Source organism: Gibbsiella greigii, from assembly GCF_039540155.1.
GTDB lineage: Bacteria > Pseudomonadota > Gammaproteobacteria > Enterobacterales > Enterobacteriaceae > Gibbsiella > Gibbsiella quercinecans.
Map to the genome: position 1 here is coordinate 1 of NZ_BAABEM010000048.1, position 24919 is coordinate 24919.

Consider the following 24919-nt stretch of genomic DNA (forward strand, 5'->3'; position numbering starts at 1 on the left):
TCCTGGGTCATCGGCCACAGATCGGGCTGCACGCGCAGGGTATAGACCGCATAGCGAGTGCCGCCGATCTCTTCGCTGGAAACGGCGACGGCGGTGATTTTGCCGTTAAGGAAACGCGGCTCGGCGAGAAAACCCTGGGTAGGGATAACCAGGGTCAGCGGCTGGCCGAGCAGGGCCTTGCGATCCAGGCGCGGGTTGGTGCTCAACAAAGCCACGTTGAAATCAAAAGGTTCGGAAAGGGCTTCGGTGCCGTCCAGGGAATGGAACAGCAGTTGCCCGGTGCCCAGCGGGGTATAGGCGGAAATACGGTCCAGCATGCGGACATCCTCTGTAACAACGCCCGGCGCTGGGCGGTTAGGGCATGTTATAGCAACGCCTAAAAACTAACCGATAGGCCGAGATATTTTTGTATTGTTTAATTTCTTTTAAGAGTGCCACACTTTTTCTTGAGAAAAAACACTGGTATCACTAACCAAAAGCCGTAGTTTTCTCTTCAGCGATATCAGTGCTGTCCGTGATCGTTTTGCAGCCAACCGCTATTCATAAGGCGTTACGGCACCAGAAAGGCTTTGAACTGCGGGGTCATCACCGCGCTGAAGCCGCTATCGGTCTTGGTGATCAGATACACCGCCAGTCCTTTTTGCTGCGCCAGTTGCAGCGCCTTTTCCGGGCCGAGCACCATCAGCCCGGTGTCCCAGCCGTCGGCTTCCAGCGCGGTGGGTGCGATCACCGTGGCGGAAACCAGCTTATGCTCGATCGGCCGGCCGGTGCTGGGATCGATCACGTGGGAATAGCGTTTGCCGTTTTCCTCGAAATAGTTGCGGTAGCTGCCGGAAGTGCTGATGCCATAACCTTGCAGATCCACCAGCGCCTGCACCGCGTTTTCCTGGTCGGTGGGTTTTTGGATCGCCACCCGCCAGGGTTTGCCCTGGCCGTTCACCCCACGTGAAGAAACCGCGCCGCCCACGGAAACCAGGTAGTTGGTGATGCCCTTGCGCGCCATCAACTGCACCAGTTGATCCACACCGTAGCCTTCTCCCAGAGTGGAAAGGTCAACATACAGCGCCGGCAGATCTTTTTGCAGCCACTCGCCCTGGCTGTTGCCGATCAATTGCAGGTGCTGCAAACCCACAAGGCTTTTCGCCGCTTCAATTTGCTGTTGATCCGGGGTTTTCCACGGGTGTTTGTCCGGCCCGAAGCCCCACAGGTTAACCAATGGGCCGACGGTAATGTCCATCGCGCCGTGCGTGTCGCGGCCGATGCGCTGGGCCATCAGGATAATATCGGCCATGCCGCGCGGAATCGGCTGCGGCGCCGTGCTTGGGCTGTGGTTGAACCTGGAAAGTACGGAGCCGGGCCGATAGGTGGATATATCGTCGTTGGCCTGTTCCAGCAGCGCGTCGATCTCTTGCCGGAGCTGCTGCTGGCTTTCCGCCAGTTCGCCGCTGATTTTAACGCTGTAGAAAGTGCCCATGGTTTTACCTTCAATGGTGACCTGTGGGCGGGTTTGCGCGCTGTCGCAGGCGCTGAGCAAGGCCAGCGTGGCGCCCAGCAGCAAAACCCTGGCATAGATGTGAGCCATAGTGCATCCCTTAAAAACAGATAAGGGCGTTACAAATAGAGCAAAGCGCGGCAAATGAAAAGGCTGAAAGTAAAAAATCGCTGCCCGGGGCGCATCGCCAGCGGCAACAGGCCGGCGTTTATCAGGCAGTATTCCTAATCGTATTATTGCGAGCTTGTCTGAGCTTCCCCCAGATTATTCATAAGGTTATCATTGGAAAAAAACGATATGGGAAGCGGCTGATGAACATAGCAAGTATAGGTAAAGGGGTTATAGACGGTGTAGTATCAATCCCCGTCGATTTTTATTACGGTATTGAGCGCACTTTGGAAGACCTTAGTTTAAGCGACGGCGGGCAGATGTACCAGAGCCGTAATTTTGATGACGATAGCCGTTTATACCAAGGGCTGAAAAGGATTTGTGCTAATCGGACGGTCATTATCCAGATAACAGAAATCATCATTAATGATGCCCTAAGCCACCTTCCAGATAGCGCTGTCCAGAAAATACATGATGCAATAGCTCGTAAAGCGACTGCTGTTGGTTCCCGGCAGATAACACAATTAGCCATTGGTGGTATCATCGGCGCAAGGTTAGTTGATGGGATAGCTGCCGCTGCCATTAGCAGGTTGGCTATCCGTATAGGGACATCATTTTCTATCGGTGTTGTACTCACCCAAGGGTTAATTTCGCGAGCTGCTCAAGCCTCTCGCCGTTTACGCCATGAAAATCCAGGACTGTATCAAAAGCTTTGGGTGCAAAATTTCGACATGCTCTATTTTTTATTTGAAAAACCTCTTGAAAACTTCTTATCCATCAGTAAGTTAGCCAGAAGCAATCCCGCGCAATTGGAGAGCGTTATCAATGAAATCAACAATATGTGATAGGGTTTTGCGCGTTTTTTTTGATGCCCTGGGTGGGATAGTCATGGGTATCACCGCGTTCTGCGTGATTGGCGCTATCGTGCTTAACGAGGGTTCCATGCAATATATTATACCTGCCCTAGTATTTTTCATCGGTTGTTTTATTTTCTGGTTGATTCCCGATAAAGGAAAACGGAAAGGAAAATAAAGATTCATCAGCAACAAAGCTCGGTATAACCTTAGCTTTCCCTCTCTTCATGATGAGTAGGGCTATCATCTGTGGTCTGCCTTTAAACAACACAGGAGCTGTCAGCCATGGCTATCGTTTCATCTATTTTAGTTTTTCCGCCCGCCGATCCGGCACAACATCTGGCCTATTTGCAGGCCAAATTGAGTTACTACGCTGATGCCTGGGACGTGGCTGAAGATCTGCGCAACGGTGTGACAGAGATTGTAGTGATCGACACCCGTTCGCCGGAAAATTATCGGGCCGGGCATATTCCCGGCGCGCTGAGTTTGCCTCACCGGCAGATGAACGAAGCCCGCCTGGCGCAGTTGGATCCCAGCAAGGTATACGTCACGTATTGCGATGGCATAGGTTGCAACGGCTCCACCAAAGGCGCTTATAAGTTGGCGATGTACGGCCTCAAAGTGAAGGAGCTGATCGGCGGGCTGGATTTTTGGCTGCGCGACGGCCACCCGTTGGCCACGGGGGAGCTAGCGGGTGAATGGGGCGCACGGCCGGCCGGTGATTGCGGCTGTGGGTAAGGCTGGCGCTGCCTAGAACAGCAGCATCAGCGCACCGATGATGATCGCCAGCGCAACGATCGTGGGCACCAGCGGTTTGCGTGCGATAGCCTGCCACCAGCCAGGTGACGGCGGCGGGGTTGCGATATCTTCACTGCGGATCAGCGCCGCCGTTCCAGCCTTTTCCAGGCGCTGCGAAAACAGCAGGCCAATGGCGTCGTTGAGCTGATCCTGGGTTAACGCCGCGTTGGCGCGGCGGTTAAAGCGCGACAGGCAATAATCGCTGAGCAACTGCCGCTCCTGCCTGTCTGCCGGCTGTTTAAGCGCCGCCAGCAGGCCGTTCAGCGTCGGCGCGCTTTGCTGGCTGAGCGTGGTTTTCACCTGCAGGTATTGGCTGAGCAACTGGAAGTGGCGCGCCGGTAACGGTTCGTTGCTTTTGATGCCGACCAGATGGAAGATCGCTTGCCTGATTTTTGCCGGCGGTTCGCCGGTGGTTGCGCTCAGACGCGTCACTAACGGCGCCAGGCTCTGGTGTTCCGCCGGCAGCAAGGGGCGATCGGTGACGGTCGCCTGCTGCGGCGTGGGGATCGCCAGCGAACCGCTTTGCAACAGATCCAACACCTGTTGCAACTGCGCATCGTTGAGCTGGCTGAGCACCGTGCAGTTAAATTGCTGGCGAATATAGTCGCTGACGGCCACGCGGTTGTTGCCCTGGGGCAACAGTTCGGTCAGCTGTTGCAGCAGTTGGCGGCTGGCATGATTTTGCTGCGCCTGCGCCAGGCGGCTTTGCAGGCGCTGTTCCGCCGGCTGGAAATGGCGGGCCAGCAGTTCGCTGCCGTTGTCTAGCCCCAGATCGTGGCGCAGCGCGGCCCAGATTTCTGCGGATTTCACCGGGCTGAGCGCCATGATTTTGACGATCAGTTTTTCCAGCGTTGTGCGCTGTGCCGTAGAGAGCGGTTGATCACCGGCGTTTTGGCTACCCGGAGCAGAAGGACTGTCGGGGGCGTTAGTGGTGTCGGGCCCGCTCAAAGGTTGCATATTACCAGTCCTTCCCAGTGTAGAAAAAAAGTCATCCCCGCCGCATCGCGCAGGTACTTTAATGATACCTGCAAATAACGGTTATCAATACTGTTTCGGCGAGATTTCTTTCGCTGAAGACGGATGCGCCGCCCGCCTGCCTATATTTCAGCCAGCGCGGCGGCGGGCGGTCAGTCTTTACAGGTTTTCGCCTGTTCCGCCGGCTTTTTACGGCCGAGCGGGGTACGCAGGCGTTGGGAAAGTATTACCCCCAGCAGAGTGGCGCCGCCGCCGATCAGGTGGTAGCTGTGCAATTGCTCATGCAGGAACGCCACGGCGATCACCGCGGTAAACACCGGCGCCAGGTTCATAAAGATCGACGCGGTATTGGCGCCCATGCGCATCACGCCCTGGATCCACAGATAGGGCGCGGCGATTGAAGCCGGGATGCCGGCAAACAGCACCAACGGGATGTTCTCACGGGTGAGCCCGATATCCGGCGCCAGCAGGAAGTTGGGCAGCAACAGCACCACCCCGAACAGGATCTGCACATACAGCGCCTGCCAGTTCGGCATCGGGATCGCCCAGCGTTTGGTCAGCACCCCATACAGCGCGTATGATGCGGCGGCGGCGAACATCATCAGTTCGCCTTTGTCGATGCCGTGTTCCAGCAGTAATCCCGGTTGGCCGCCGCTCACCAGCCACACCAGGCCGCCCAGCGATAGCACGCTGCCAATCATCACGCCAAGGGTGGGCGCCACGTTCAGCAACCAGATGCTGATCAGGATGGTCAACAGCGGGATCAGAGAGACGATAATCCCCATAAAAAGCGCGCTGACGCTGTGCGCGGCATAGTAGGCCAGGCTTTGGTACAGCACCATGCCGAGCAGGCCAAGAATCAACAGTTTCCAGCCGTTGGCGCGCGCGGCGCGCCAATTGCGCAGCAGCCCCGGCAGCACCATTGGCGTCAGGGCAATTAGCGCCAGCAGCCAGCGGTAGAACGAGATGGCGGCCGGATCGATCGCGGTTGCGGAAAGCTTACTGACGATGGCGTTGACAGACCAGATGAACACCGCCAGCAACGGAAAAAGTGCGTTCATAATCTTGTATCTTCGAGTTTTACTGCGGATAACGTAGCGGGTAGTTTACGCGTGTCTGGTTTATTATATATAACGATAACCAGACAAATTGCGGCGTAAACAAGACAACCTACGGGCTAACACGATGGCCGAGATCCGTTACTTTCCCGCCGAGCATATTCTTGCTCCGCGCCCAGTGCAGTTTCGCTGCGAAGATTTCAACGCGCACACAGAATTTCAGCCGCACAGCCATAGCTGGGGGCAACTGATGTGGGTAAAAGCCGGGGTGATGGCGCTGAACATCGGCGGCCAGCGCTTTTTGGCGCCGCCGGAATTTGTGGTGTGGGCGCCGGCGGGGCTGGAGCACTCTTGCTACAACCGCAGGCAGGCGCAGTGCAGGATGGTGGATATCATGCAGCCGCTGTGCGCCGGGATGCCGGCCGAACCGTGCCTGGTTAACGTGACGCCGATCTTTCGCGCTATCGCCGAAGATTTTTACGCCCGCCGGCAATATGTGCCGCAAAGCCGGGAAGATTTGCGCCTTTGCCGGGTGCTGATCGATCAACTGCACCGTTCGCCGCAGCAACAGGCTTATCTGCCTGCTTCGCGGGACAAGTTTTTGGCGCCGGTGCTGCAGGCGCTGGAACGCTGCCCGGCGGACAATACGCCGCTGGCGCAGTGGGCGGCGCGGGTGTATACCACCGAGCGCACGCTTTCGCGCCGCTGCCAGCAGGAACTGGGCATGTCGTTTAGCGAATGGCGCCAGCGGCTGCGTTTTCTGTATGCCAGTTCATTACTTGAGCAGGGCAAAACCGTGCAGGAGGTTGCCCTGGAGGTGGGGTATAGCTCGGCGTCGGCGTTTATCGTGATGTTCCAGCAGATCGCCGGCACCACGCCGGAGCGTTTCCGCCGGGCATAACAACATTGGGTTTCCGCGCCATTCAGTGGCAAACTATTGCCAGACAAACACTGTTTTAACCCGCCGGAGAGCGAAGTGAAAATCCTGGTTGATGAAAATATGCCGTATGCGGCTGAGCTGTTCAGCCGTTTGGGGAAAGTGCGGGCGGTGCCCGGGCGCCCGATCCCACGTGATGCGCTGGCTGATGCCGACGCCCTGATGGTGCGTTCGGTGACCAAAGTTAATGAAGAACTGTTGGCCGGCACCCGCATCGGCTTTGTCGGCAGCGCCACCGCCGGCACCGATCACGTTGACGACGCCTGGTTGAAACAGGCTGGCATCGCCTTTTCCGCCGCGCCGGGCTGCAACGCCATTGCGGTGGTTGAATATGTGTTTTCTGCGCTGATGTTGCTGGCCGAGCGCGACGGTTTTCAACTGCGTGATAAAACGGTCGGCATCGTCGGGGTCGGCAACGTGGGCTCACGGCTGGATGCGCGCCTGAAGGCGCTGGGCGTGCGCACGCTGCTGTGCGATCCGCCGCGCGCCGCGCGTGGCGACGCCGGGGCGTTCTGGCCGCTGGAAAAACTGGTGGCGGAAGCCGATGTGTTGACCTTCCACACGCCGCTGAATAAATCTGGCCCGTATAACACCCTGCACCTGGCTGATGCCGAGCTGCTGGCGGCGTTGCCGGATAACCGGATCTTGATTAATGCCTGCCGCGGCCCGGTGGTCGACAATGCGGCGCTGTTGCAGGCGCTGGAGCAGGGCAAGAAATTGAGCACGGTGCTGGACGTCTGGGAGCCGGAGCCGGCGCTTTCTCTGCCGCTGTTGGCGCGGGTGGATATCGGTACCGCGCACATCGCCGGCTATTCGTTGGAAGGCAAAGCGCGCGGCACCACGCAGGTGTTTGAAGCCTTTAGCCAGTATCTTGATCGGCCGCAGCAGGTTGAGCTGGCGGCGCTGCTGCCGGTGCCGGCGTTCAGCGAAATCCGCCTGCACGGGCCGCTGGATGACGCGAAGTTAAAACGATTGATGCACTTGGTGTATGATGTGCGCCGCGATGATGCGCCGCTGCGTAAAGTGGCCGGTCAGCCTGGTGAGTTTGATCGCTTGCGCAAGCAGTATCAGGAGCGCCGTGAATGGTCATCGCTGCGCGTACGCTGTGATGACAGCGCCAGCGCCGAACTGTTGCGCCAACTGGGCTTCACCGTGCAATAAGTTGCCGTAGCGCGGCGTGGGGGGCCATCGGCAACCCGCGATAACATTTTTACTCTGCGGGCGTTGTATCGCCAACGCCTTCCACGCGGCGGTGTGGAAGGCCAGGGCGGTAACGCCCGTCTGTATTTGAACGACATACTCTGGAGAAAACCCAATGTCTGACGGCTGGAATATCGCTCTGCTCGGCGCCACGGGCGCAGTAGGGGAAGCGTTGCTGGAATTGTTGCAGGAACGCCAGTTCCCGGTGGGTGAACTCTATCCTTTGGCCAGTGAACGCAGCGCCGGTGAAACGGTGCGCTTCGACGGTAAATCCCTGCAGGTGCAGGATGCGGCGCAGTTTGACTGGTCGCAGGCCCAGTTGGCGTTTTTCGTCGCTGGCAGCGAAGCCTCGGCCCGCTATGCCGAAGATGCGGGCAACATGGGCTGCCTGGTGATCGACAGCAGCGGCCTGTTTGCGCTGGAGCCGGACGTGCCGCTGGTGGTGCCGGGGGTTAACCCGCAAGCGCTGGCCGATTACCGTAACCGAAATATCGTGGCGGTGGCCGACGGTATGGTGAGCCAGTTACTGACCGCCATCAAACCGCTGGTGGAGCAGGCCGGCCTTTCCCGTTTGCATGTCACCACGCTGATGTCCGTATCTTCACGCGGCAAGGCCGCGGTGGATGCGCTGGCAGGCCAAAGCGCGCGTCTGCTCAACGGCATCCCGGCGGAAGCCGGCATGTTCAGCAAACAGTTGGCGTTTAACCTGCTGCCGCTGCTGGCGGACGAGCAGGGCAGCGTGCGTGAAGAACGGCTGATTGTCGATCAGGCGCGCAAAGTGTTGCAGGACGATGGCCTGCCAATTTCGGTGAGCTGCGTGCAATCGCCGGTGTTTTACGGCCATGCTCAGGTGGTGCACCTTGAGGCGCTGCGCCCGCTGGCGGCGGAAGAAGCGCGCGCAGAGTATGCACAGGCGGCGGATATCCAACTGAGCGAGGAGGACGATTACCCCACTCAGGTGACGGAAGCCTCTGGCAGTGCCGTGTTAAGCATCGGCTGCCTGCGCAATGACTACGGCATCCCGGAGCTGCTGCAATTTTGGTCCGTGGCTGATAACGTGCGCTTTGGCGGCGCGCTGATGGCGATCGAAACCGCCGAACGCCTGTTGCAGGAGCAGTTGTACTGATGTCACAGGTAGCAACCCCACCGTACAAAATTGCGCTGGGTATTGAATATGATGGCAGCCGTTATTACGGCTGGCAGCGCCAACAGGAAGTGGACAGCATTCAGGGCTGTCTGGAAGCGGCCCTGAGCAAAGTCGCGGATGAGCCTATTGTGGTGTTTTGCGCCGGCCGCACCGATGCCGGGGTGCACGCCACCGGGCAGGTGGCGCACTTTGAAACCAACGTGCGCCGCAAAGATGCCGCCTGGACCATGGGGGTGAATACCCATCTGCCGCCGGACATCGCCGTGCGCTGGGTGGCCGATGTGCCGGCGGATTTCCACGCGCGCTTTAGCGCCACGGCGCGGCGTTATCGCTATATCATCTTCAACCACCGTTACCGCCCGGCCGTGCTGCAACAGGGCGTCACCCACTTTTATCATCCGCTGGATGCCGACCGTATGCACCGCGCCGCACAGGCATTGCTGGGGGAAAATGACTTCACCTCGTTCCGTGCCGTGCAGTGTCAATCACGCACCCCCTGGAGAAACGTAAAACACGTTAAAGTTTCGCGTCATGGGCAATATATCGTGGTAGATATCAAGGCGAATGCGTTTGTGCATCATATGGTTCGTAACATTGTCGGCAGCCTGCTGGAAATTGGCTGCGGCAACCAGGATGAAAACTGGATGGCTGAACTGTTGGCATTGAAGGATCGCAATCTGGCGGCAGCGACGGCGCGGGCAGGGGGGCTGTATTTGGTTTCCGTGGATTATCCTGCGCATTTTGCATTACCGCGGCCAACTCTGGGGCCGCTGTTTTTACCTGATGATTAAGCCTTGTTCCCTGATTAATCCGCCGGGTGGGTGGCTCGCCCGGTCATAAGAGAGAATCTATGGAAATTATTAAGTTCCTTATTGATTTTATTTTGCATATTGATGTGCATCTGGCTGAGCTGGTCGCGCAGTACGGCATGTGGGTGTACGCCATCCTGTTCCTGATCCTGTTCTGTGAAACCGGCCTGGTGGTGACGCCGTTTTTGCCGGGGGACTCTCTGCTGTTCGTCGCCGGCGCGTTGGCGGCACTGCCCAGTAACGATTTAAACGTGCACACCATGGTGCTGCTGATGGCGATTGCCGCCATCGTCGGCGATGCGGTGAATTACACCATCGGCCGGCTGTTTGGCGAAAAGCTGTTCAGCAACCCGGACTCGAAGATTTTCCGCCGCAGCTATCTGGAAAAAACGCATCAGTTTTATGAGAAGCACGGCGGGAAGACGATTATCCTGGCGCGTTTTGTGCCGATCGTGCGGACATTTGCACCATTTGTCGCAGGTATGGGGCATATGTCCTATCGCCATTTCGCCGCGTACAACGTGGCAGGGGCCTTGCTGTGGGTGCTGCTGTTTACCTACGCCGGCTACCTGTTTGGCGATTTGCCGGTGGTGCAAGAAAACCTGAAACTCTTGATTGTTGCTATTATCATTGTTTCGATTCTGCCGGGCGTGGTAGAAATTTGGCGCCATAAACGCGCCGCTGCACGCCAGCAAAAATAACAAAAACATCGCTTAACCTATCGGTTCGACCAGTTTTTTATCCACAGCGCCGGGCCGATATGGTTTAATGAGCGACATTCACAGGTCTGTTCCTGTGAACAATCCCGAAGCCTGCGTTGCGCGCTTGCCGCGTTTTGTCAGGCATTTTTCTTTGGGGGCGTTCACAGGGGGATTGCTAAAGCATGAACAGCAGATTGGCGTCTGCCAGGTTCAAACAGAAAGGTCATCGATGAGCTGGATTGAACGAATTCTTAACAAGAGCAATATTACACAAACCCGTAAGGCGAGCATTCCCGAGGGGGTTTGGACCAAATGCGATAGCTGCGGCCAGGTACTTTACCGCGCCGAGCTGGAGCGTAATCTGGAAGTTTGCCCGAAGTGCGATCACCATATGCGTTTGTCTGCGCGCGCACGCCTGCACACGTTGCTGGATGAAGGCTCTGAAGTTGAGTTGGGCAGCGAACTGGAACCGAAAGACGTTCTGAAGTTCAGGGATTCCAAAAAGTATAAAGACCGCCTGAGTGCGGCGCAGAAAGCGACCGGCGAGAAAGATGCGCTGGTGGTGATGAAAGGCACGCTCTACGGCATGCCGGTGGTTGCAGCGGCGTTTGAATTCGCCTTTATCGGCGGCTCCATGTCTTCAGTCGTTGGTGCGCGCTTTGTGCGTGCGGTTGAACAGGCGCTGGAAGACAACTGCCCGCTGGTGTGCTTCTCCGCCAGCGGTGGCGCACGTATGCAGGAAGCGCTGATGTCGCTGATGCAGATGGCGAAAACCAGCGCTGCGCTGGCCAAATTGCAGGAACGCGGCCTGCCGTATATCTCGGTGTTGACCGATCCGACCATGGGCGGCGTTTCCGCCAGCCTGGCCATGCTTGGCGATATCAACATCGCTGAGCCGAAGGCGCTGATTGGCTTTGCCGGGCCGCGCGTGATCGAACAAACCGTGCGTGAAAAACTGCCGCCTGGCTTCCAGCGCAGTGAGTTCCTGATCGAAAAAGGGGCCATCGATATGATCGTGCGCCGCCCCGAGCTGCGCCAGACGCTGGCCAGCATTCTTTCCAAGCTGACCAACCAGCTGCAGCCAAACTTTGGCGAAACGGCGCCGGTGGTTGCGCCGGACAGCCAGGCGGATGCCTAAATTCAGGCGGTAACACCGCGCCGGCTTAGGCCGCGCGGTGTGCAATTTGCCAGTGTTATGGTTTAGCGTTGGCTGGCAACGGAGAGCACCACCCTTAGCCGCTGTTGACGGTGGTGCGCTGATGAATTAATGACCCAATCAGTGATGGGACGCATGCAAAACCACCAAATCCCCCAAGCCACGTCGTCACTCAGCGCGTGGCTTTACTATCTGGAGCGTCTGCACAGTCAGGCCATCGAACTTGGGCTGGCACGCGTTCAGCGTGTTGCAACGCAGCTTGATCTTCTTTCTCCCGCCCCGACCGTATTCACCGTTGCAGGCACCAATGGCAAGGGCACTACCTGCCGTACGCTGGAGGCCATTTTGTTGGCCGCCGGCTTGAAGGTGGGGGTGTACAGCTCGCCGCACCTGATCCGCTACACCGAACGGGTGCGGATCCAGGGCCAGGAACTGAGCGAAGCCGAACATTGCCGCGCGTTCGCGGCGGTTGAAGCCGGGCGCGGCGAGACGTCGCTGACCTATTTCGAGTTTGGTACGCTGGCCGCGTTGCAGTTGTTCAAACAGGCGCGGCTCGACGTTGTGATCATGGAAGTGGGCCTGGGCGGCCGCCTGGATGCCACCAATATCGTCGATCCCGATGTGGCGGTGATCACCAGCATTGCGCTGGATCACACCGATTGGCTGGGCGATAACCGCGAGAGCATCGGCCGCGAGAAAGCCGGGATTTTCCGCGCCGGCAAACCGGCGGTGGTCGGCGAGCCGGATATGCCGGCCAGCATTGCCCAGGTGGCGCAATCGCTGGGGGCGAAGCTGTACCGCCGCGGCGAAGCCTGGTCATTCAGCGAGCAGGGCGAGCGCTGGCAGTGGCAGGGCGACGGCACGCTGTTGACCGATTTGCCGATGCCGAACGTGCCGCTGGCCAATGCGGCGACGGCGCTGGCTGCATTGCACTATGCGGCGCTGGAAGTGGACGAGCGTGCGATTTTCACCGGGCTGCAGCAGGCGCTGTTGCCAGGGCGTTTCCAGATCGTGCAGCAAGAGCCAATGTTGATCCTTGATGTGGCGCATAATCCGCATGCGGCCGGCTATCTGGCCAGCCGCCTGGCGCAACTGCCGCGTAATGGCGGCAAGGTGCGCGCCGTTGTGGGGATGCTGGCGGATAAAGACATCGCCGGCACTTTGGCCTGCCTGGCGCCTGAAGTGGATGAGTGGTACTGTGCGCCGTTGGAAGGCCCGCGTGGCGCAAGTGTTGATCTGCTGGCCCAGCATTTATCGCTGCCGCGGCAATTTGCCGATGTTGCAACTGCCTGGCGCCAGGCGATGCAGGACGCAGCAAAACAGGATATTGTGATCGTCTGTGGATCGTTCCACACCGTTGCGCACGTGATGGCGGCGTTAGACGAGATACGGGGAGAGTGAGTGGCAAGCAAATTTCAGAACCGTCTGGTCGGGACCGTGATACTGGTGGCGCTGGGGGTGATTATCCTGCCTGGGCTGCTGGACGGCAAAAAGAAACACTATCAGGATGAGTTTGCGGCTATCCCATTAGTGCCGAAACCCGGCGACGTAGAAGAATCCGACGTGGTGCCGCCGGTTAGCCAGCCTTTGCCGGCGCAGCCGCCGGAAGGTGCCGCTTCGCTGGTGGAACAGCAGGCGGCGAATGAAGCGGCCATGCAGCAGGCGGCCAATCAGGCGGCGCAGCAGCCTGTCGTTGCACCGCCGGCGGTGGCCGAAAGCAAACCGGCGCCGCAGCCGAAACCGAAGCCGGCCGAAGTGAAACCGGTGGAACCCAAGCCGATTGAACCGAAACCTAAGCCAGTGCCGAAGCCGGAAGTGAAGCCGGCGCCAAAACCGGTGGAGCAGCCTAAACCGGCAGAAACCAAACCGGCCGAAGAAAAAGCGCCGGCGGGGCAGGCTTACGTGGTGCAACTGGGGGCGCTGAAAAACGCGGCCAAAGTGAATGAGATCGTCGCTTCGCTGCGGTTATCCGGCCACCGCGCCTTTACCGTGCCGGCAACGCCGGTGCAGGGGCAGATCACCCGCATTTACGTTGGCCCGGATGCATCGCGGCAAAAACTGCAGGCGGCGCTGCCGGAGTTGAACTCGCTCAGCGGATTGAGTGGGCAGATCAAACCGTACGGCGTGCGCTAACGGCCAAGGGGCGGCCCTGTGCCGCCCCTGCGGCAAGCTCCGTGCGAGGGCGATCGCCTATCCCCGTGAGGCGGCTGGGAATTATTTCATCGCCGATTTTTATTTGCGGCGCTGGGGAAAATCCCCTACGCAAACGTTTTCTTTTTCTGTTAGAATTCGCCGCGATTGGACGCAGGGGCGATTCACTATTGGAATAGTTCATGGTCTGGATTGATTACGTCATTATTGCGCTGATTGGTTTTTCTGCTCTGGTCAGCCTGATCCGCGGTTTTGTCCGCGAAGCTTTGTCACTTGTGACTTGGGGATGTGCGTTTTTTGTTGCCAGCCATTTCTACCCATCTCTTGCCGTCTATTTCACGCGTTTTCAAGATGAACTGGTGCGAAATGGTATCGCGATTACTATCCTGTTTATCGCGACTCTGATCGTCGGGGCGATTGTTAACTATGTGATTAGCTCGTTGGTGGAAAAAACCGGGCTGTCAGGAACCGATCGGGTGCTGGGCATCTGTTTCGGGGCGCTGCGTGGGGTGCTTATCGTCGCGGCCATCCTGTTCTTTCTGGATACCTTTACCGACTTTTCACACAGTGAAGACTGGAAACAGTCACAGTTAATCCCGCAGTTCAGTTATATCATCAGGTGGTTTTTTGACTATCTGCAGAGCACGTCGAGTTTCTTACCGGCCCACTTACCGGGGCGGTAGCGGCTTAGAGGAAAAGACAACATGTGCGGTATTGTCGGTATCGCCGGTTTTATGCCGGTTAACCAGTCGATTTATGATGCATTGACGGTGCTTCAGCATCGTGGTCAGGATGCCGCAGGCATCGTCACTATCGATGCGCATAACGGGTTCCGTCTGCGTAAGGCAAACGGTCTGGTGAAAGACGTGTTTGAAGCACGTCATATGCAGCGTCTGCAGGGAAATATGGGGATCGGCCATGTGCGTTACCCCACGGCCGGCAGCTCCAGCGCCTCCGAGGCTCAGCCCTTCTACGTCAACTCGCCGTTCGGCATTACGCTGGCGCATAACGGTAATCTGACCAACGCTCACGAACTACGCCAGGCGCTGTTTGAAAACGGGCGCCGCCATGTCAACACCACCTCCGACTCCGAGATTCTACTGAACGTACTGGCCACCGAGTTGGACCGTTTCCCGCATTATCCGTTGGGCGCCGACGACATCTTTACCGCCGTGGCGGCCATGCATCAGCAACTGCGCGGCGCTTATGCCTGCGTGGCGATGATCATCGGCCATGGCTTGCTGGCGTTTCGCGATCCGCACGGCATTCGGCCGCTGGTGATTGGCAAACGCACGCTGGAAGACGGCCGTAACGAGTATATGGTTGCTTCCGAAAGCGTGGCACTGGATACCCTGGGCTTTGAGTTCCTGCGCGATGTGGCGCCGGGCGAAGCGGTGTACATCACGGAAAAGGGGCAGTTGTTCACCCGTCAGTGCGCGGAGAACCCGAAAACCAACCCTTGCCTGTTCGAATACGTTTACTTTGCCCGCCCGGACTCTTTCATGGACAAGATTTCGGTGTACAGCGCCCGCGTGCGCATGGGGCAGAAGTTGGGCGAGAAAATTGCCCGCGAATGGGAAGATTTGGATATTGACGTGGTGATCCCGATCCCGGAAACCTCTTGCGATATCGCGCTGGAGATCGCCCGTATCCTGAACAAGCCGTATCGCCAAGGGTTTGTAAAAAACCGCTACGTCGGCCGTACCTTCATCATGCCGGGGCAGCAGGCGCGCCGTAAATCCGTACGCCGCAAGCTGAATGCCAACCGCGCCGAGTTCCGCGACAAGAATGTGCTGCTGGTGGATGATTCCATCGTGCGCGGCACCACGTCAGAGCAAATCGTTGAAATGGCGCGCGACGCCGGCGCCAAACGGGTTTATCTGGCTTCTGCCGCACCGGAAATTCGTTTCCCTAACGTGTACGGTATCGACATGCCAAGCGCCAATGAACTGATCGCTCATGGCCGCGAAGTGGATGAAATCCGCCAGCTTATCGGCGCCGACGGGCTGATCTTCCAGAACCTGGAGGATTTGATTGCCGCGGTGAACGAAGAGAACCCGGATATCACCCAGTTTGAATGCTCGGTCTTCAACGGCATTTACGTGACGAAGGACGTCGATCAGGGCTATCTGGAGTACCTGGAGTCGTTGCGTAACGACGACGCCAAGGCGCTGCGCGGCCAGGCAGAAGCCGAAAACCTGGAAATGCATAACGAAGGTTAACTCTCCTGGCGGTTTGCCGGCGGTGATGGTGGGCGAGGTTCTCCTTGGGGGGCCTCGCCCTGTGTTTTTCAGCACCGGTACGGCGCTATTTTCTGCTGGCTAAAATGGTGCAGGCCGGTTTGCTAATGGTGCATCGCGCCGTTACGGCTTGCTTATTCGCCCGTATTGCGGCAAAGTCGCCCTGATTTATCCCCAAGGCAGAGGCCTGCTAATGAAACGACTCATCATCGGTATTTCTGGCGCCAGCGGCGCTATCTACGGCGTGCGTATGCTGCAGGTATTGCGTTCGGTTGACGATGTGGAAACCCACCTGGTGATGAGCAACGCCGCGCGCCAGACGCTGGCGTTGGAAACGCCGCTCAGCCTGCGTGACGTGCAGGCGTTGGCTGATGTGGTGCACGATACCCGCGATATCGGCGCCAGTATCTCTTCCGGCTCGTTCAAAACGCTCGGTATGGTGATTTTACCCTGCTCGATTAAAACGTTATCCGGCATTGTCAACAGCTATAGCGACGGTTTGCTGACCCGCGCCGCCGATGTGGTATTGAAAGAAAGCCGCCGTTTGGTGCTGTGCGTGCGTGAAACACCGCTGCATCTGGGGCATCTACGCCTGATGACGCAGGCGGCGGAAATGGGGGCGATCATCATGCCGCCGATGCCGGCGTTTTATCATCAACCCACCAGCGTAGAAGCGATCATCGATCAGACCGTCAACCGGGTGATCGACCAGTTCGATATTACCTTGCCGCACGATTTGTTTGCCCGCTGGCAGGGCAGCCATTAGCCGTTAATCCCCATATTGATACATTTATGCAACACTGCACCAATATGGTGCTTTTGCTGCACTTTAATGGATCATCGATTTTAACCCTGTTGTTTACGTGTTTAATTATTCGTCACGGGCCGGGCGCCGGCTGGAGCTGAACGTTCGAATTATGTGCTGATGGTAGCCATATTCGCATCCCATGGCGCTTGACACGCATCTTGTAGCCGGCAATGGCAAATGTGGCATGATTGCTGCAGTTAATACGGATGGATAGGGTAGGTTTTTATTCTGTGGTTAACCGTCACGCGTTATACGCGCCAGCTTTACCGGCCCACGTTGGCGGATAATGACAGCATGCCCAGGTGGCATCAAAAACAATTGAGGGTAATGTATGAAAAAGCGGGTTTTGATTCTTCCTCTGCTTATGGCCTGTGCGTTACACAGCGCATTCGCTGCGATTCCATCGCCATTAAAGATTGGTACCGATCCTACCTATGCGCCATTTGAATCGAAAAACGCGCAGGGGGAGTTGGTCGGCTTTGATATCGATCTGGCAAAAGAGTTGTGTAAACGCATAAAGACTCAATGCACTTTTGTGGAGAGCGATTTTGATGCATTGATCCCTTCCCTGAAAGCCAAGAAAATCGACGCCATTATTTCGTCGCTTTCCATCACTGAAAAGCGCCAGCAAGAGATCGACTTTACCGACAAATTGTATGCGGCCAACGCACGGCTGATCGCACCGAAAGGCTCAAGCATTCTGCCGACGATTGAATCACTCAAGGGCAAGAGCGTGGGGGTGCTGCAGGGCACCACTCAAGAAGCCTACGCCAATGCCTTGTGGCAGCCGAAAGGGGTGACGGTTGTGCCTTACCAGAATCAGGATCTGGTCTACGCCGATCTGGCTTCCGGGCGCATCGATGCGGCATTCCAGGATGAAGTGGCGGGCAGCGACGGCTTCCTGAAACAACCCCCAGGCAAGAACTATGCCTTCGCCGGCGAAGCGGTGAAAGACGATAAATTCTTTGGCGTCGGCACCGGTATGGGGCTGCGCAAAGGTGATACCGAACTGAAAACCGCGCTGGATAAAGCCTTCGCTGAAATGCGTAAAGACGGGACTTACGACACGATTGCGAAAAAATACTTCGATTTTGACGTCTACGGCGGTTAATCCATACGCCCTTATCAAAGGGTAACTACGGGGCCGTATACCGGCCCCTGCGGACTGCAAGCCTGTCTTGCAGCCAGGGAAGGCGTGCCTCTCTGGAAGTTCACGAATAATGACGACAGGGCCCAGTAATGCTGCAAGGCTATTCCCAAATTATCTATGAAGGCGCTTTGGTGACGCTGGAGCTGGCGATCAGTTCCGTGTTGCTGGCGGTGGCGATCGGTCTGATCGGCGCGGCCGGAAAACTGTCCCAAAACCGCATAATTTCCTCGCTGTTCGGCGCTTATACCACGTTGATCCGCGGTGTGCCGGATCTGGTGTTGATGCTGTTGATCTTCTATGGCCTGCAGATTGTTTTGAACAATATCACCGAGTTTTTCGGTGTTGCACAAATTGATATCGATCCCCTCGGCGCCGGTATTATTACCCTGGCCTTTATTTACGGCGCCTATTTCACCGAAACCTTCCGCGGCGCCTACCTGGCGGTACCACGCGGGCAGATTGAAGCGGCGACCGCCTATGGCTTCAGTGGCAGCCAAATATTCCGCCGTATCATGTTCCCGGCGATGATGCGCTACGCGCTGCCCGGGATCGGCAATAACTGGCAGGTGATCCTGAAAGCGACGGCGCTGGTGTCGATTCTCGGCCTGAATGATGTGGTGAAAGCCACGCAGTTGGCGGGCAAGGGCACTTATCAGCCGATGTTCTACGCGCTGGTGGCCGGTGCGGTTTATCTGTTTTTTACCACGGTATCCAACGGTGTGTTGCTGTGGCTTGAACGGCGTTATTCGCTGGGAGTGAAGAGGGCGGAGCTATGATCGAGATCCTGCAGCAATACTGGCAGTCGCTGCTATGGAGTGATGGCTACCGTTTTACCGGCGTGGCCGTTACCTTGTGGCTGCTGATTCTTTCCGTGGTGTTCGGCGGCCTGCTGGCGATACCGATGGCGGTGGGGCGGGTTTCCTCCATTGCGTGGATACGCCTGCCGGTGTGGTTTTACACCTATGTGTTCCGCGGCACGCCGCTGTATGTGCAACTGCTGGTGTTTTATTCCGGCATGTACAGCCTGGAGATCGTGCGCGGCAGCGAGTTCCTCAATGCGTTTTTCCGCAGCGGGCTTAACTGCACCATTCTGGCGCTGACGCTTAACACTTGCGCCTATACCACCGAAATCTTTGCCGGCGCGATCCGTGCCGTGCCCTATGGCGAAATTGAAGCGGCCGAGGCCTATGGTTTTTCACGCTTCAAACTGTACCGCTGTATCATTCTGCCTTCGGCGCTGCGCACCGCATTACCGGCTTACAGCAATGAAGTGATTTTGATGCTGCACTCCACCGCACTGGCCTTTACCGCCACCGTGCCGGATCTGCTGAAGATCGCGCGTGATATCAACTCGGCCACTTACCAACCGTTCTATGCCTTCGGCATTGCGGCGGTGCTGTATTTGGTGATTTCTTATGCGCTTGTCAGCCTGTTCCGCAAGGCGGAAAAACGCTGGATGGTACACATTAAACAACATTGATGAATGACGGGAACAACGCTATGTCTGATAAAAAATTGGCCGTCACGGAGTTGCATAAGCACTATGGCGAACACGAAGTATTGAAAGGGGTTTCACTGGCGGCGAACGCGGGGGACGTGATCAGCATTATCGGCTCCTCCGGTTCTGGCAAAAGTACTTTCCTGCGTTGCATCAACTTCCTGGAAAAGCCCAGCGAAGGCTCCATTAGCCTGAATAATGAAGATATTCGCATGGTGCGGGATAAAGACGGGCAGCTTAAGGTGTTTGATAAAAAACAGCTGCAGTTGTTGCGCACCCGCCTGACGATGGTCTTCCAGCATTTTAACCTGTGGAGCCATATGACGGTGTTGGAGAACGTGATGGAAGCGCCGATCCAGGTGCTGGGGTTGAACAAGGCGGAGGCGCGCGAGCGTGCCATACGCTATCTGGACAAAGTAGGGATCGACGAGCGTGCGCGCGGCAAATATCCGGTGCATCTTTCCGGTGGCCAACAGCAACGCGTATCCATCGCCCGCGCGCTGGCGATGGAGCCAGAGGTGTTGCTGTTTGATGAACCGACTTCAGCGCTGGATCCTGAACTGGTGGGCGAGGTGCTGCGCATCATGCAGAAACTGGCCGAAGAGGGGAAAACCATGGTGGTGGTGACGCACGAAATGGAGTTTGCGCGCCATGTTTCCAGCCATGTGATTTTCCTGCACCAAGGGGTTATCGAAGAACAGGGGCCGCCGGATGAGCTGTTTGGCAACCCGAAAAGCCCCCGCCTGCAGCAGTTCCTTTCCGGCGCGTTGAAATAAGCCGCCGTGAGCCGCGCCCGCACCCTGTGTGCGGCGCGGCGCTTATTTGCCGTTAATTACGTTCTCCAGCGCCGGCGCCAGTTCGCTGTAGCGGAAGCTGAACCCCGCCTGTTCCAAGCGTTTCGGGATGGCGTGCTGCCCGCCGAGCACCAGGACTGCCGCTTCACCCATCATTATCTTCATGGCGAAGGCCGGCACGCGCAGAAACGCCGGGCGGTTGACCACCCTGGCAAGCTGGGCGGTAAACTGTTCGTTTTGCACCGGATTGGGCGCCACCATGTTGAATGGCCCCTGCAGGTTAGCGTCAGCCAGCAGGAAGAGAATGCCGTTGACCATATCGTCAAGATGGATCCAAGGCAGGTATTGGCTACCATCGCCTATCGGCCCGCCGAGGCCCAAGCGAAACGGGGGCAGCATTTTCGCCAGCGCGCCGCCGTTGGCGGCCAGCACCACGCCGGTGCGCAGCAGGCAGACCCGCGTTTCGCTGCTTTGCGCCCTTAAGGCTAAGGCTTCCCAACGTTGGCATAGCTGGTGGGTGAATTCGTCATGCGCCGGGGTGTCTTCGGTGACGACCGTCTGGCCCTGATCGCCGTAATAGCCGACGGCGGAGCCGGAAATCAGCACCTGCGGGGGCCGGCGGCTGGCGTGGCACAGGGCTGCCAACCGCTCGGTCAGCGCCCAGCGGCTTTGGCATAGCCGTTCCTTCTGGGTATTGCTCCAGCGTTTGTTGGCGATCGGTTCGCCAGCCAGGTTAATGACGGCGTCAATGCCGTCGAGATCGCGCTGTTCCGCCAGCGAGGGCCAGTAGCCGGCTTGCTCGCCAAACAGCTTGCGCGCCCGCTTTACGCTGCGCGTCAATACGGTGATGCTATGCCCCTGAGTGAGCAGGCGCTGCGTCAGTGTGCTGCCTATCAGCCCTGTTGCGCCGGTAATCAGGATATGCATGGAGATCTCCCTTTGGCTGTGCCCCGCGAAGGGCAGGGTAACGCTGCGCTGCCAGGCTTGCCGCGGAACAACGGGTTTTTAGCCCCGGCGATAGCTCATGGTCATGGAAACCGAATCGGCGTAGCGCAGCGCCAGCAATTTGTCTATTTCTACTTCAGCATAGGTCACCCACGGGTGCTGTTTCACTATATCAAGCACATCCTGGGTTAATTTTTCCAGGAGCGCGAAGCGGTTATCTTCCACATGCCGGATAATGGCTTTGGTAATGGTGCGGTAATTGAGGGCGTCGGCAATGTCTTCGCTGTTGCGGGCTTTATCGGCGGGGTAGTGGATCGCCACATTGATCAGAACATCCTGGCGGTTATTGATCTCTTCTTCCTTGATGCCGACAAATGTGCGTAAACGTAGATTTTTTATACGAATAATGGCGTCGGGTTGGTTAAATGACATCACTAATTCTCCGTGAGCTGGTTGTCTTCGCCCAGAATACACGGAAAGTAGGGAAAATATAATGCAAGGTGCCGGCGATGAGCCGCCGCCGGCAGCTTATCCCCCCGTCAGGCCTGGTCAGCCTTCTGATAGGCGCGTTGGGTCGCCGGGCGGTTGCCGATACGCTCATACCAGTTGCGCACCGCCGGGTAGTCCGCCAGATCGATACGTTGGCGGGCATGTGCCGCGGCCCAGGGGTAGGTGGCGATATCCGCGATGCTGTAATTGTCGCCCCCCAGGTAAGGGTGCTTTTGCAGCTCTGCTTCCAGCACGCCGTACAGGCGTTTGGTTTCCAACTGGTAGCGCTCGATGGCATAGGGAACCGGCTGCGGCGCATAGTGGGTGAAGTGGTGATTTTGCCCAAGCATGGGGCCAAAGCCGGCCACCTGCCAGAACAGCCACTGCAGCGTGGCGGCCCGTTCGCGCAGGCTTTTGCTCAACAGTTTGCCGGTTTTTTCTGCCAGATAGAGCAGGATCTCGCCGGATTCGAACAGGCTGATCGGCGCGCCGCCGTCGACCGGGCTAAGATCGACGATCGCCGGGATTTTATTGTTGGGCGAGATGGCGAGAAACTCGGGCTTGAACTGATCGCCAGCGCTGATATTCACATGGTGAATACGGTAGGGCAAGCCAACCTCTTCCAGGAACAGGGTTATCTTATGGCCGTTGGGCGTCGGTGCGTAATACAGGTCAATCATGTAGTGATACTCCTTGTAAAACATCGTCATAAGATGAAACATGGGCCGGTTGGCGCCACAAGGGTAATCAGCCGCCGCATGCCGTCTGTGAACCTGAAGGATCAAACCGCCGGCAATACCAGCCTGCGCGCGGCTGAGTGAAATGGTTCTCAATCACGCGGCTTAGGATATCAGTTCAGCGTAGGCGATCGCGAGTTGCTTGATCCAGATTTAGGAAAATCCGCCGGGCTTCGCTAACGTAAACCAAGCGGCGGCGGCCGGCGCCGTTACGCCGAGGTAGCGCCGCCTGGCGGCGCTAACATCACTAATCACTTCGCGACATCAGGAATGGGTATGAAACTGTTATTTGCTTCCGATCTGCACGGCTCACTGTCCGCCACGGAACGTGTGTTGGAACGTTTTGAAGAACATGACGCCGACTGGCTGATCCTGCTTGGCGATTTTCTTAATCATGGGCCGCGCAATGCGCTGCCGGACAACTATCAACCGGCGCAGGTTGCTGAACAATTGAATGGCTATAGCGACAAGATTATCGCCGTTCGCGGGAATTGCGATAGCGAAGTCGATCAGATGCTGCTTTCGTTCCCGATCACCGCCCCTTGGCAGCAAGTGCTGTTGCAAAAAAGACGATTGTTTTTGACCCACGGTCACCTTTATCATCCCTCTGCGTTGCCGCCGCTATCGGCCGGCGACGTATTGGCTTATGGCCATACGCACTTGCCGCAGGCAGAACGGCAGGGCGATATCTTTTGTTTTAATCCTGGCTCGGTCAGCATACCGAAAGGCGGTTTTCCCGCCAGCTACGGGCTGCTGGATGAAGACACTTTGCGGGTAGTGTCTCTGCACGAGGGCAAGACGGTTGCAGAGGTGTCATTATCCCATTAATTTATACCCTCGATATTCGGGTTGCAGGGCAAAACGCCCAGGCGCTGTTGAACGGCGCATGCAGCTTGCAGTATGGCGGGTATTTGCATAATAAGAATCTATGAATAACACTCATTGATCAACCAGTGCGCGGAATTCATCGTGCCAACACAGAAGGTTTTAGAGGATGGCGGAACAGGGTCAGGCTGCAGATATTGAGTGGGTTGATATTGTCAACGAGCAAAATGAAGTGATTGCTCAAGCCAGTCGCCAGCAAATGCGTGCAGAGCGGCTGCGTCATCGTGCGACCTATATCGTGGTGCATGACGGGATGGGGAAAATACTGGTGCAGCGCCGCACCGAAACCAAAGACTTCTATCCGGGCTGGCTGGATGCAACCGCCGGCGGTGTGGTGCAAAGCGGCGAAAACGTCCTGGAGTCGGCCCGCCGTGAAGCGGAAGAAGAGCTGGGTATCGCCGGTGTGCCGTTTGCCGAGCATGGCCTGTTCTACTTCGAGGAAGCGCAGTGCCGGGTGTGGGGCGCGCTGTTTAGCTGCGTTTCGCACGGGCCGTTCGCGCTGCAGGAAGAAGAAGTTGCCGAAGTGTGCTGGCTGAAGCCGGAGGAAATTACCGCGCGTTGCGATGAGTTTACGCCAGACTCGCTGAAAGCGCTGTCGCTGTGGCTGACGCGCAACAATGGGCAGGCTTACGGCAAGCCGCTGGCGCGGGAGGCAGCGCCAGAAGAAGGGGATGATCAGCCCTGATCGTCTGCCAGAGTAAACCGCAACACCGGCCAAATGGCCGGTGTTGCGCATTCTAACAGCTACTACGCCGGCAGAGCGTGGAAGGCAGCGATCCTTCCGGTTGCCAGGCTTCATCATTCAAACGCGCCAGCAAGGCCTTGCCGGCCTGAATACCGATCTCTTTGTGCGGCACGGTCATGGTCGTCAGCGGCGGCTGGCAAACCTGGCTGGCGTCGCTGTTGCCGAAGCCGACGATCGCCAATTGATCCGGCACTTTTATGTGCCGCCGCTGGCACTCGTACAGCGCGCCGCAGGCCAGCTCGTCGGCGGCGCAGACCAGCGCATCCAGTTCTGGCCAGGCAAGCAGGAACTCGGGCAGTTGCTGTGCGCCGATGCTAAAGCTGGCCGGCTGCGCGGCGTTGATCACCCGGTGCGGCGACATGTGATTGTGCAGCAGCGCTTTGTGCCAGCCTTGCAGGTGCTGCTGGAAAATCCACTGTTCCTGATTGGCGCACAGCAGCCCAACGTTTTGGTAACCGCTGGCGATGACCGTTTGCGTCAGTTGATACATGGCCGCCACATAATCAATGCCGATATTCATATCAATCGGATCTTCGCGTATCGCACCAATTTCAACGACCGGGATATTGGCGACTTTCAGTGCGTTGCGGGTATTTTGCGAATGTTCGACGCTCAACAACACCGCGGCGGCCAGATTATACGACAATAGCGTCTCCAGCAGTTTTTCCTCCCGCTCAAGGCGGTGCTGTGATTCCGCCAACATGATCTGATAGCCCGCCGGCTGCAATACGTGCTGTAGGCCGGCGAACATGCTGGCGCAGCCGAATTCAGACAGGCTGGGCACTACCATGGCTACGGTATAGGAAGATGCGGATGCCAGCGAACTGGCCGCCAGGTTAGGCAAATAGCCCAACTCGTTGATGGCCGCCTCGATTTTTTCTCGTAGTTTATCGGAGACTTGTTCCGGGGTGCGCAGCGCCCGGGAAACGGTCATGGTGCCGACGCCGGCCAGTTGGGCGACGTCGGCCAGTGTGACCTTTCCGGTACTGCGCCGTTTTTTACCGATCGACATGTGTAATCCTGACTAAACCGCGCATCGTGCGCATAAACGGTGGACGATTTCCCTGCGGCGCTGCCGGGTAGGAATATTGCGGAACCCGCCGCATTTTCAGCTTATTCTAACCCGTGGCCCTGTGGGGCGTGATAAAAAAACTGTGCGCCGCGTAGCACTGAGCGGCGTAGAACGCTGGCGCCATTGCGGCATAGCCGGCGCAAGGCGCGCAAGACACAACAGGATATATC

General features: G+C 57.5%; 27 protein-coding genes. 19 read left to right on the forward strand and 8 right to left on the reverse strand.

Annotated elements, in window-relative coordinates:
- Together AC559G_RS20365 and apbE are read right to left on the reverse strand one after the other, a co-directional pair.
- On the reverse strand, window positions 1–317 hold a 317-nt coding region (locus AC559G_RS20365; protein WP_498914297.1), incomplete at its 3' end, for a contractile injection system protein, VgrG/Pvc8 family.
- Between the two features lie 233 nt (window positions 318–550).
- Entirely contained in the window at window positions 551–1582 is a 1032-nt protein-coding gene (gene apbE / locus AC559G_RS20370; protein WP_498914299.1) for an FAD:protein FMN transferase ApbE, read from the reverse strand.
- A gap of 221 nt (window positions 1583–1803) precedes the next feature.
- On the opposite strand from apbE, the gene AC559G_RS20375 reads away from it, so the two are divergent.
- Both AC559G_RS20375 and AC559G_RS20380 read left to right on the forward strand, forming a co-directional pair.
- Complete coding sequence (locus AC559G_RS20375; RefSeq protein ID WP_498914300.1) at window positions 1804–2445, forward strand: hypothetical protein; 642 nt, start codon at window positions 1804–1806, stop codon at window positions 2443–2445.
- Window positions 2446–2739: 294 nt separating this feature from the next.
- Window positions 2740–3192: a rhodanese-like domain-containing protein gene (locus tag AC559G_RS20380; RefSeq protein ID WP_498914301.1), complete on the forward strand. Its 453-nt coding sequence runs from the start codon at window positions 2740–2742 to the stop codon at window positions 3190–3192.
- Between the two features lie 12 nt (window positions 3193–3204).
- Here AC559G_RS20380 and flk read toward each other — a convergent pair whose 3' ends face one another.
- Complete coding sequence (gene flk, locus AC559G_RS20385) at window positions 3205–4209, reverse strand: flagella biosynthesis regulator Flk (RefSeq protein WP_498914308.1); 1005 nt, start codon at window positions 4207–4209, stop codon at window positions 3205–3207.
- 170 nt (window positions 4210–4379) lie between these two features.
- Window positions 4380–5288 carry a DMT family transporter gene (locus AC559G_RS20390; RefSeq protein WP_498914309.1) on the reverse strand — a complete coding sequence of 303 codons (909 nt, stop codon included), beginning with the start codon at window positions 5286–5288 and terminating at the stop codon, window positions 4380–4382.
- A 124-nt stretch (window positions 5289–5412) separates the two neighbouring features.
- Between AC559G_RS20390 and AC559G_RS20395 the strand changes: the two genes are divergently transcribed.
- From AC559G_RS20395 to hisP, 15 genes are all read left to right on the forward strand, one after another.
- Complete coding sequence (locus tag AC559G_RS20395; protein WP_498914311.1) at window positions 5413–6186, forward strand: AraC family transcriptional regulator; 774 nt, start codon at window positions 5413–5415, stop codon at window positions 6184–6186.
- Between the two features lie 75 nt (window positions 6187–6261).
- Window positions 6262–7383: a 4-phosphoerythronate dehydrogenase PdxB gene (pdxB, locus tag AC559G_RS20400; protein ID WP_498914312.1), complete on the forward strand. Its 1122-nt coding sequence runs from the start codon at window positions 6262–6264 to the stop codon at window positions 7381–7383.
- A 154-nt stretch (window positions 7384–7537) separates the two neighbouring features.
- Window positions 7538–8548, forward strand: coding sequence for an aspartate-semialdehyde dehydrogenase family protein (locus AC559G_RS20405; protein ID WP_498914314.1), 1011 nt, complete (start codon window positions 7538–7540; stop codon window positions 8546–8548).
- The gene (gene truA, locus AC559G_RS20410; RefSeq protein WP_279022653.1) at window positions 8548–9360 is read left to right on the forward strand and encodes a tRNA pseudouridine(38-40) synthase TruA; all 813 of its coding nucleotides are present in this window, start codon (window positions 8548–8550) and stop codon (window positions 9358–9360) included. Before AC559G_RS20405 ends, truA begins: the two co-directional genes overlap by 1 nt.
- Window positions 9361–9419: 59 nt before the next feature.
- Window positions 9420–10079 carry a DedA family protein gene (locus AC559G_RS20415; RefSeq protein ID WP_498914315.1) on the forward strand — a complete coding sequence of 220 codons (660 nt, stop codon included), beginning with the start codon at window positions 9420–9422 and terminating at the stop codon, window positions 10077–10079.
- 229 nt (window positions 10080–10308) lie between these two features.
- On the forward strand, window positions 10309–11217 hold the full coding sequence (gene accD / locus AC559G_RS20420; RefSeq protein WP_498914317.1) for an acetyl-CoA carboxylase carboxyltransferase subunit beta: 909 nt from the start codon (window positions 10309–10311) through the stop codon (window positions 11215–11217).
- A gap of 153 nt (window positions 11218–11370) precedes the next feature.
- The gene (gene folC / locus AC559G_RS20425) at window positions 11371–12636 is read left to right on the forward strand and encodes a bifunctional tetrahydrofolate synthase/dihydrofolate synthase (protein WP_498914318.1); all 1266 of its coding nucleotides are present in this window, start codon (window positions 11371–11373) and stop codon (window positions 12634–12636) included.
- Window positions 12637–13368 carry a cell division protein DedD gene (gene dedD, locus AC559G_RS20430; RefSeq protein ID WP_462613972.1) on the forward strand — a complete coding sequence of 244 codons (732 nt, stop codon included), beginning with the start codon at window positions 12637–12639 and terminating at the stop codon, window positions 13366–13368. It abuts the gene before it with no gap.
- Between the two features lie 200 nt (window positions 13369–13568).
- Window positions 13569–14069, forward strand: a complete 501-nt coding sequence (gene cvpA, locus AC559G_RS20435) for a colicin V production protein (protein WP_095847952.1) — start codon at window positions 13569–13571, stop codon at window positions 14067–14069.
- Between the two features lie 21 nt (window positions 14070–14090).
- The gene (gene purF / locus AC559G_RS20440; protein ID WP_121553195.1) at window positions 14091–15608 is read left to right on the forward strand and encodes an amidophosphoribosyltransferase; all 1518 of its coding nucleotides are present in this window, start codon (window positions 14091–14093) and stop codon (window positions 15606–15608) included.
- 211 nt (window positions 15609–15819) lie between these two features.
- Entirely contained in the window at window positions 15820–16392 is a 573-nt protein-coding gene (locus tag AC559G_RS20445) for a UbiX family flavin prenyltransferase (protein WP_279022661.1), read from the forward strand.
- A gap of 373 nt (window positions 16393–16765) precedes the next feature.
- Window positions 16766–17545, forward strand: coding sequence for a lysine/arginine/ornithine ABC transporter substrate-binding protein (locus AC559G_RS20450; RefSeq protein ID WP_279022662.1), 780 nt, complete (start codon window positions 16766–16768; stop codon window positions 17543–17545).
- A 128-nt stretch (window positions 17546–17673) separates the two neighbouring features.
- Window positions 17674–18360, forward strand: a complete 687-nt coding sequence (locus AC559G_RS20455; protein WP_279022663.1) for a histidine ABC transporter permease HisQ — start codon at window positions 17674–17676, stop codon at window positions 18358–18360.
- Entirely contained in the window at window positions 18357–19064 is a 708-nt protein-coding gene (locus AC559G_RS20460; RefSeq protein ID WP_498914322.1) for an ABC transporter permease, read from the forward strand. Before AC559G_RS20455 ends, AC559G_RS20460 begins: the two co-directional genes overlap by 4 nt.
- Before the next feature lie 20 nt (window positions 19065–19084).
- On the forward strand, window positions 19085–19858 hold the full coding sequence (hisP, locus tag AC559G_RS20465) for a histidine ABC transporter ATP-binding protein HisP (protein WP_438598622.1): 774 nt from the start codon (window positions 19085–19087) through the stop codon (window positions 19856–19858).
- 42 nt (window positions 19859–19900) lie between these two features.
- On the opposite strand, the gene AC559G_RS20470 is transcribed toward hisP, so the two are convergent.
- The 3 genes from AC559G_RS20470 to yfcG form a co-directional block, all read right to left on the reverse strand.
- Entirely contained in the window at window positions 19901–20803 is a 903-nt protein-coding gene (locus AC559G_RS20470) for an epimerase (RefSeq protein ID WP_498914324.1), read from the reverse strand.
- Between the two features lie 78 nt (window positions 20804–20881).
- Entirely contained in the window at window positions 20882–21253 is a 372-nt protein-coding gene (gene folX, locus AC559G_RS20475) for a dihydroneopterin triphosphate 2'-epimerase (RefSeq protein WP_095847959.1), read from the reverse strand.
- A gap of 107 nt (window positions 21254–21360) precedes the next feature.
- Window positions 21361–21990, reverse strand: a complete 630-nt coding sequence (gene yfcG, locus AC559G_RS20480) for a glutathione S-transferase family protein (RefSeq protein WP_498914326.1) — start codon at window positions 21988–21990, stop codon at window positions 21361–21363.
- Between the two features lie 333 nt (window positions 21991–22323).
- Between yfcG and yfcE the strand changes: the two genes are divergently transcribed.
- The gene (gene yfcE, locus AC559G_RS20485; RefSeq protein WP_438598387.1) at window positions 22324–22875 is read left to right on the forward strand and encodes a phosphodiesterase; all 552 of its coding nucleotides are present in this window, start codon (window positions 22324–22326) and stop codon (window positions 22873–22875) included.
- 166 nt (window positions 22876–23041) lie between these two features.
- Window positions 23042–23617, forward strand: a complete 576-nt coding sequence (yfcD, locus tag AC559G_RS20490; RefSeq protein WP_438598388.1) for an NUDIX hydrolase YfcD — start codon at window positions 23042–23044, stop codon at window positions 23615–23617.
- 52 nt (window positions 23618–23669) lie between these two features.
- Here the strand turns inward: yfcD and AC559G_RS20495 are convergent, their stop codons facing one another.
- Window positions 23670–24689, reverse strand: coding sequence for a LacI family DNA-binding transcriptional regulator (locus AC559G_RS20495; protein WP_438598389.1), 1020 nt, complete (start codon window positions 24687–24689; stop codon window positions 23670–23672).
- Window positions 24690–24919: the final 230 nt, after the last annotated feature.

What these genes read in the sequence shown, in the direction of transcription:
- yfcE (WP_438598387.1), top strand. Translation starts at nt 22,324, where the DNA reads ATGAAACTGTTATTTGCTTCCGATCTGCACGGCTCACTGTCCGCCACG.
- flk (WP_498914308.1), bottom strand. Translation starts at nt 4,209, where the DNA reads ATGCAACCTTTGAGCGGGCCCGACACCACTAACGCCCCCGACAGTCCT.
- yfcD (WP_438598388.1), top strand. Translation starts at nt 23,042, where the DNA reads ATGGCGGAACAGGGTCAGGCTGCAGATATTGAGTGGGTTGATATTGTC.
- apbE (WP_498914299.1), bottom strand. Translation starts at nt 1,582, where the DNA reads ATGGCTCACATCTATGCCAGGGTTTTGCTGCTGGGCGCCACGCTGGCC.
- AC559G_RS20380 (WP_498914301.1), top strand. Translation starts at nt 2,740, where the DNA reads ATGGCTATCGTTTCATCTATTTTAGTTTTTCCGCCCGCCGATCCGGCA.
- AC559G_RS20405 (WP_498914314.1), top strand. Translation starts at nt 7,538, where the DNA reads ATGTCTGACGGCTGGAATATCGCTCTGCTCGGCGCCACGGGCGCAGTA.
- AC559G_RS20395 (WP_498914311.1), top strand. Translation starts at nt 5,413, where the DNA reads ATGGCCGAGATCCGTTACTTTCCCGCCGAGCATATTCTTGCTCCGCGC.
- truA (WP_279022653.1), top strand. Translation starts at nt 8,548, where the DNA reads ATGTCACAGGTAGCAACCCCACCGTACAAAATTGCGCTGGGTATTGAA.
- AC559G_RS20450 (WP_279022662.1), top strand. Translation starts at nt 16,766, where the DNA reads ATGAAAAAGCGGGTTTTGATTCTTCCTCTGCTTATGGCCTGTGCGTTA.
- cvpA (WP_095847952.1), top strand. Translation starts at nt 13,569, where the DNA reads ATGGTCTGGATTGATTACGTCATTATTGCGCTGATTGGTTTTTCTGCT.
- folX (WP_095847959.1), bottom strand. Translation starts at nt 21,253, where the DNA reads ATGTCATTTAACCAACCCGACGCCATTATTCGTATAAAAAATCTACGT.
- hisP (WP_438598622.1), top strand. Translation starts at nt 19,085, where the DNA reads ATGTCTGATAAAAAATTGGCCGTCACGGAGTTGCATAAGCACTATGGC.
- folC (WP_498914318.1), top strand. Translation starts at nt 11,371, where the DNA reads ATGCAAAACCACCAAATCCCCCAAGCCACGTCGTCACTCAGCGCGTGG.
- AC559G_RS20455 (WP_279022663.1), top strand. Translation starts at nt 17,674, where the DNA reads ATGCTGCAAGGCTATTCCCAAATTATCTATGAAGGCGCTTTGGTGACG.
- accD (WP_498914317.1), top strand. Translation starts at nt 10,309, where the DNA reads ATGAGCTGGATTGAACGAATTCTTAACAAGAGCAATATTACACAAACC.
- AC559G_RS20415 (WP_498914315.1), top strand. Translation starts at nt 9,420, where the DNA reads ATGGAAATTATTAAGTTCCTTATTGATTTTATTTTGCATATTGATGTG.
- yfcG (WP_498914326.1), bottom strand. Translation starts at nt 21,990, where the DNA reads ATGATTGACCTGTATTACGCACCGACGCCCAACGGCCATAAGATAACC.
- AC559G_RS20470 (WP_498914324.1), bottom strand. Translation starts at nt 20,803, where the DNA reads ATGCATATCCTGATTACCGGCGCAACAGGGCTGATAGGCAGCACACTG.
- AC559G_RS20445 (WP_279022661.1), top strand. Translation starts at nt 15,820, where the DNA reads ATGAAACGACTCATCATCGGTATTTCTGGCGCCAGCGGCGCTATCTAC.
- AC559G_RS20375 (WP_498914300.1), top strand. Translation starts at nt 1,804, where the DNA reads ATGAACATAGCAAGTATAGGTAAAGGGGTTATAGACGGTGTAGTATCA.
- AC559G_RS20460 (WP_498914322.1), top strand. Translation starts at nt 18,357, where the DNA reads ATGATCGAGATCCTGCAGCAATACTGGCAGTCGCTGCTATGGAGTGAT.
- purF (WP_121553195.1), top strand. Translation starts at nt 14,091, where the DNA reads ATGTGCGGTATTGTCGGTATCGCCGGTTTTATGCCGGTTAACCAGTCG.
- AC559G_RS20390 (WP_498914309.1), bottom strand. Translation starts at nt 5,288, where the DNA reads ATGAACGCACTTTTTCCGTTGCTGGCGGTGTTCATCTGGTCTGTCAAC.
- AC559G_RS20495 (WP_438598389.1), bottom strand. Translation starts at nt 24,689, where the DNA reads ATGTCGATCGGTAAAAAACGGCGCAGTACCGGAAAGGTCACACTGGCC.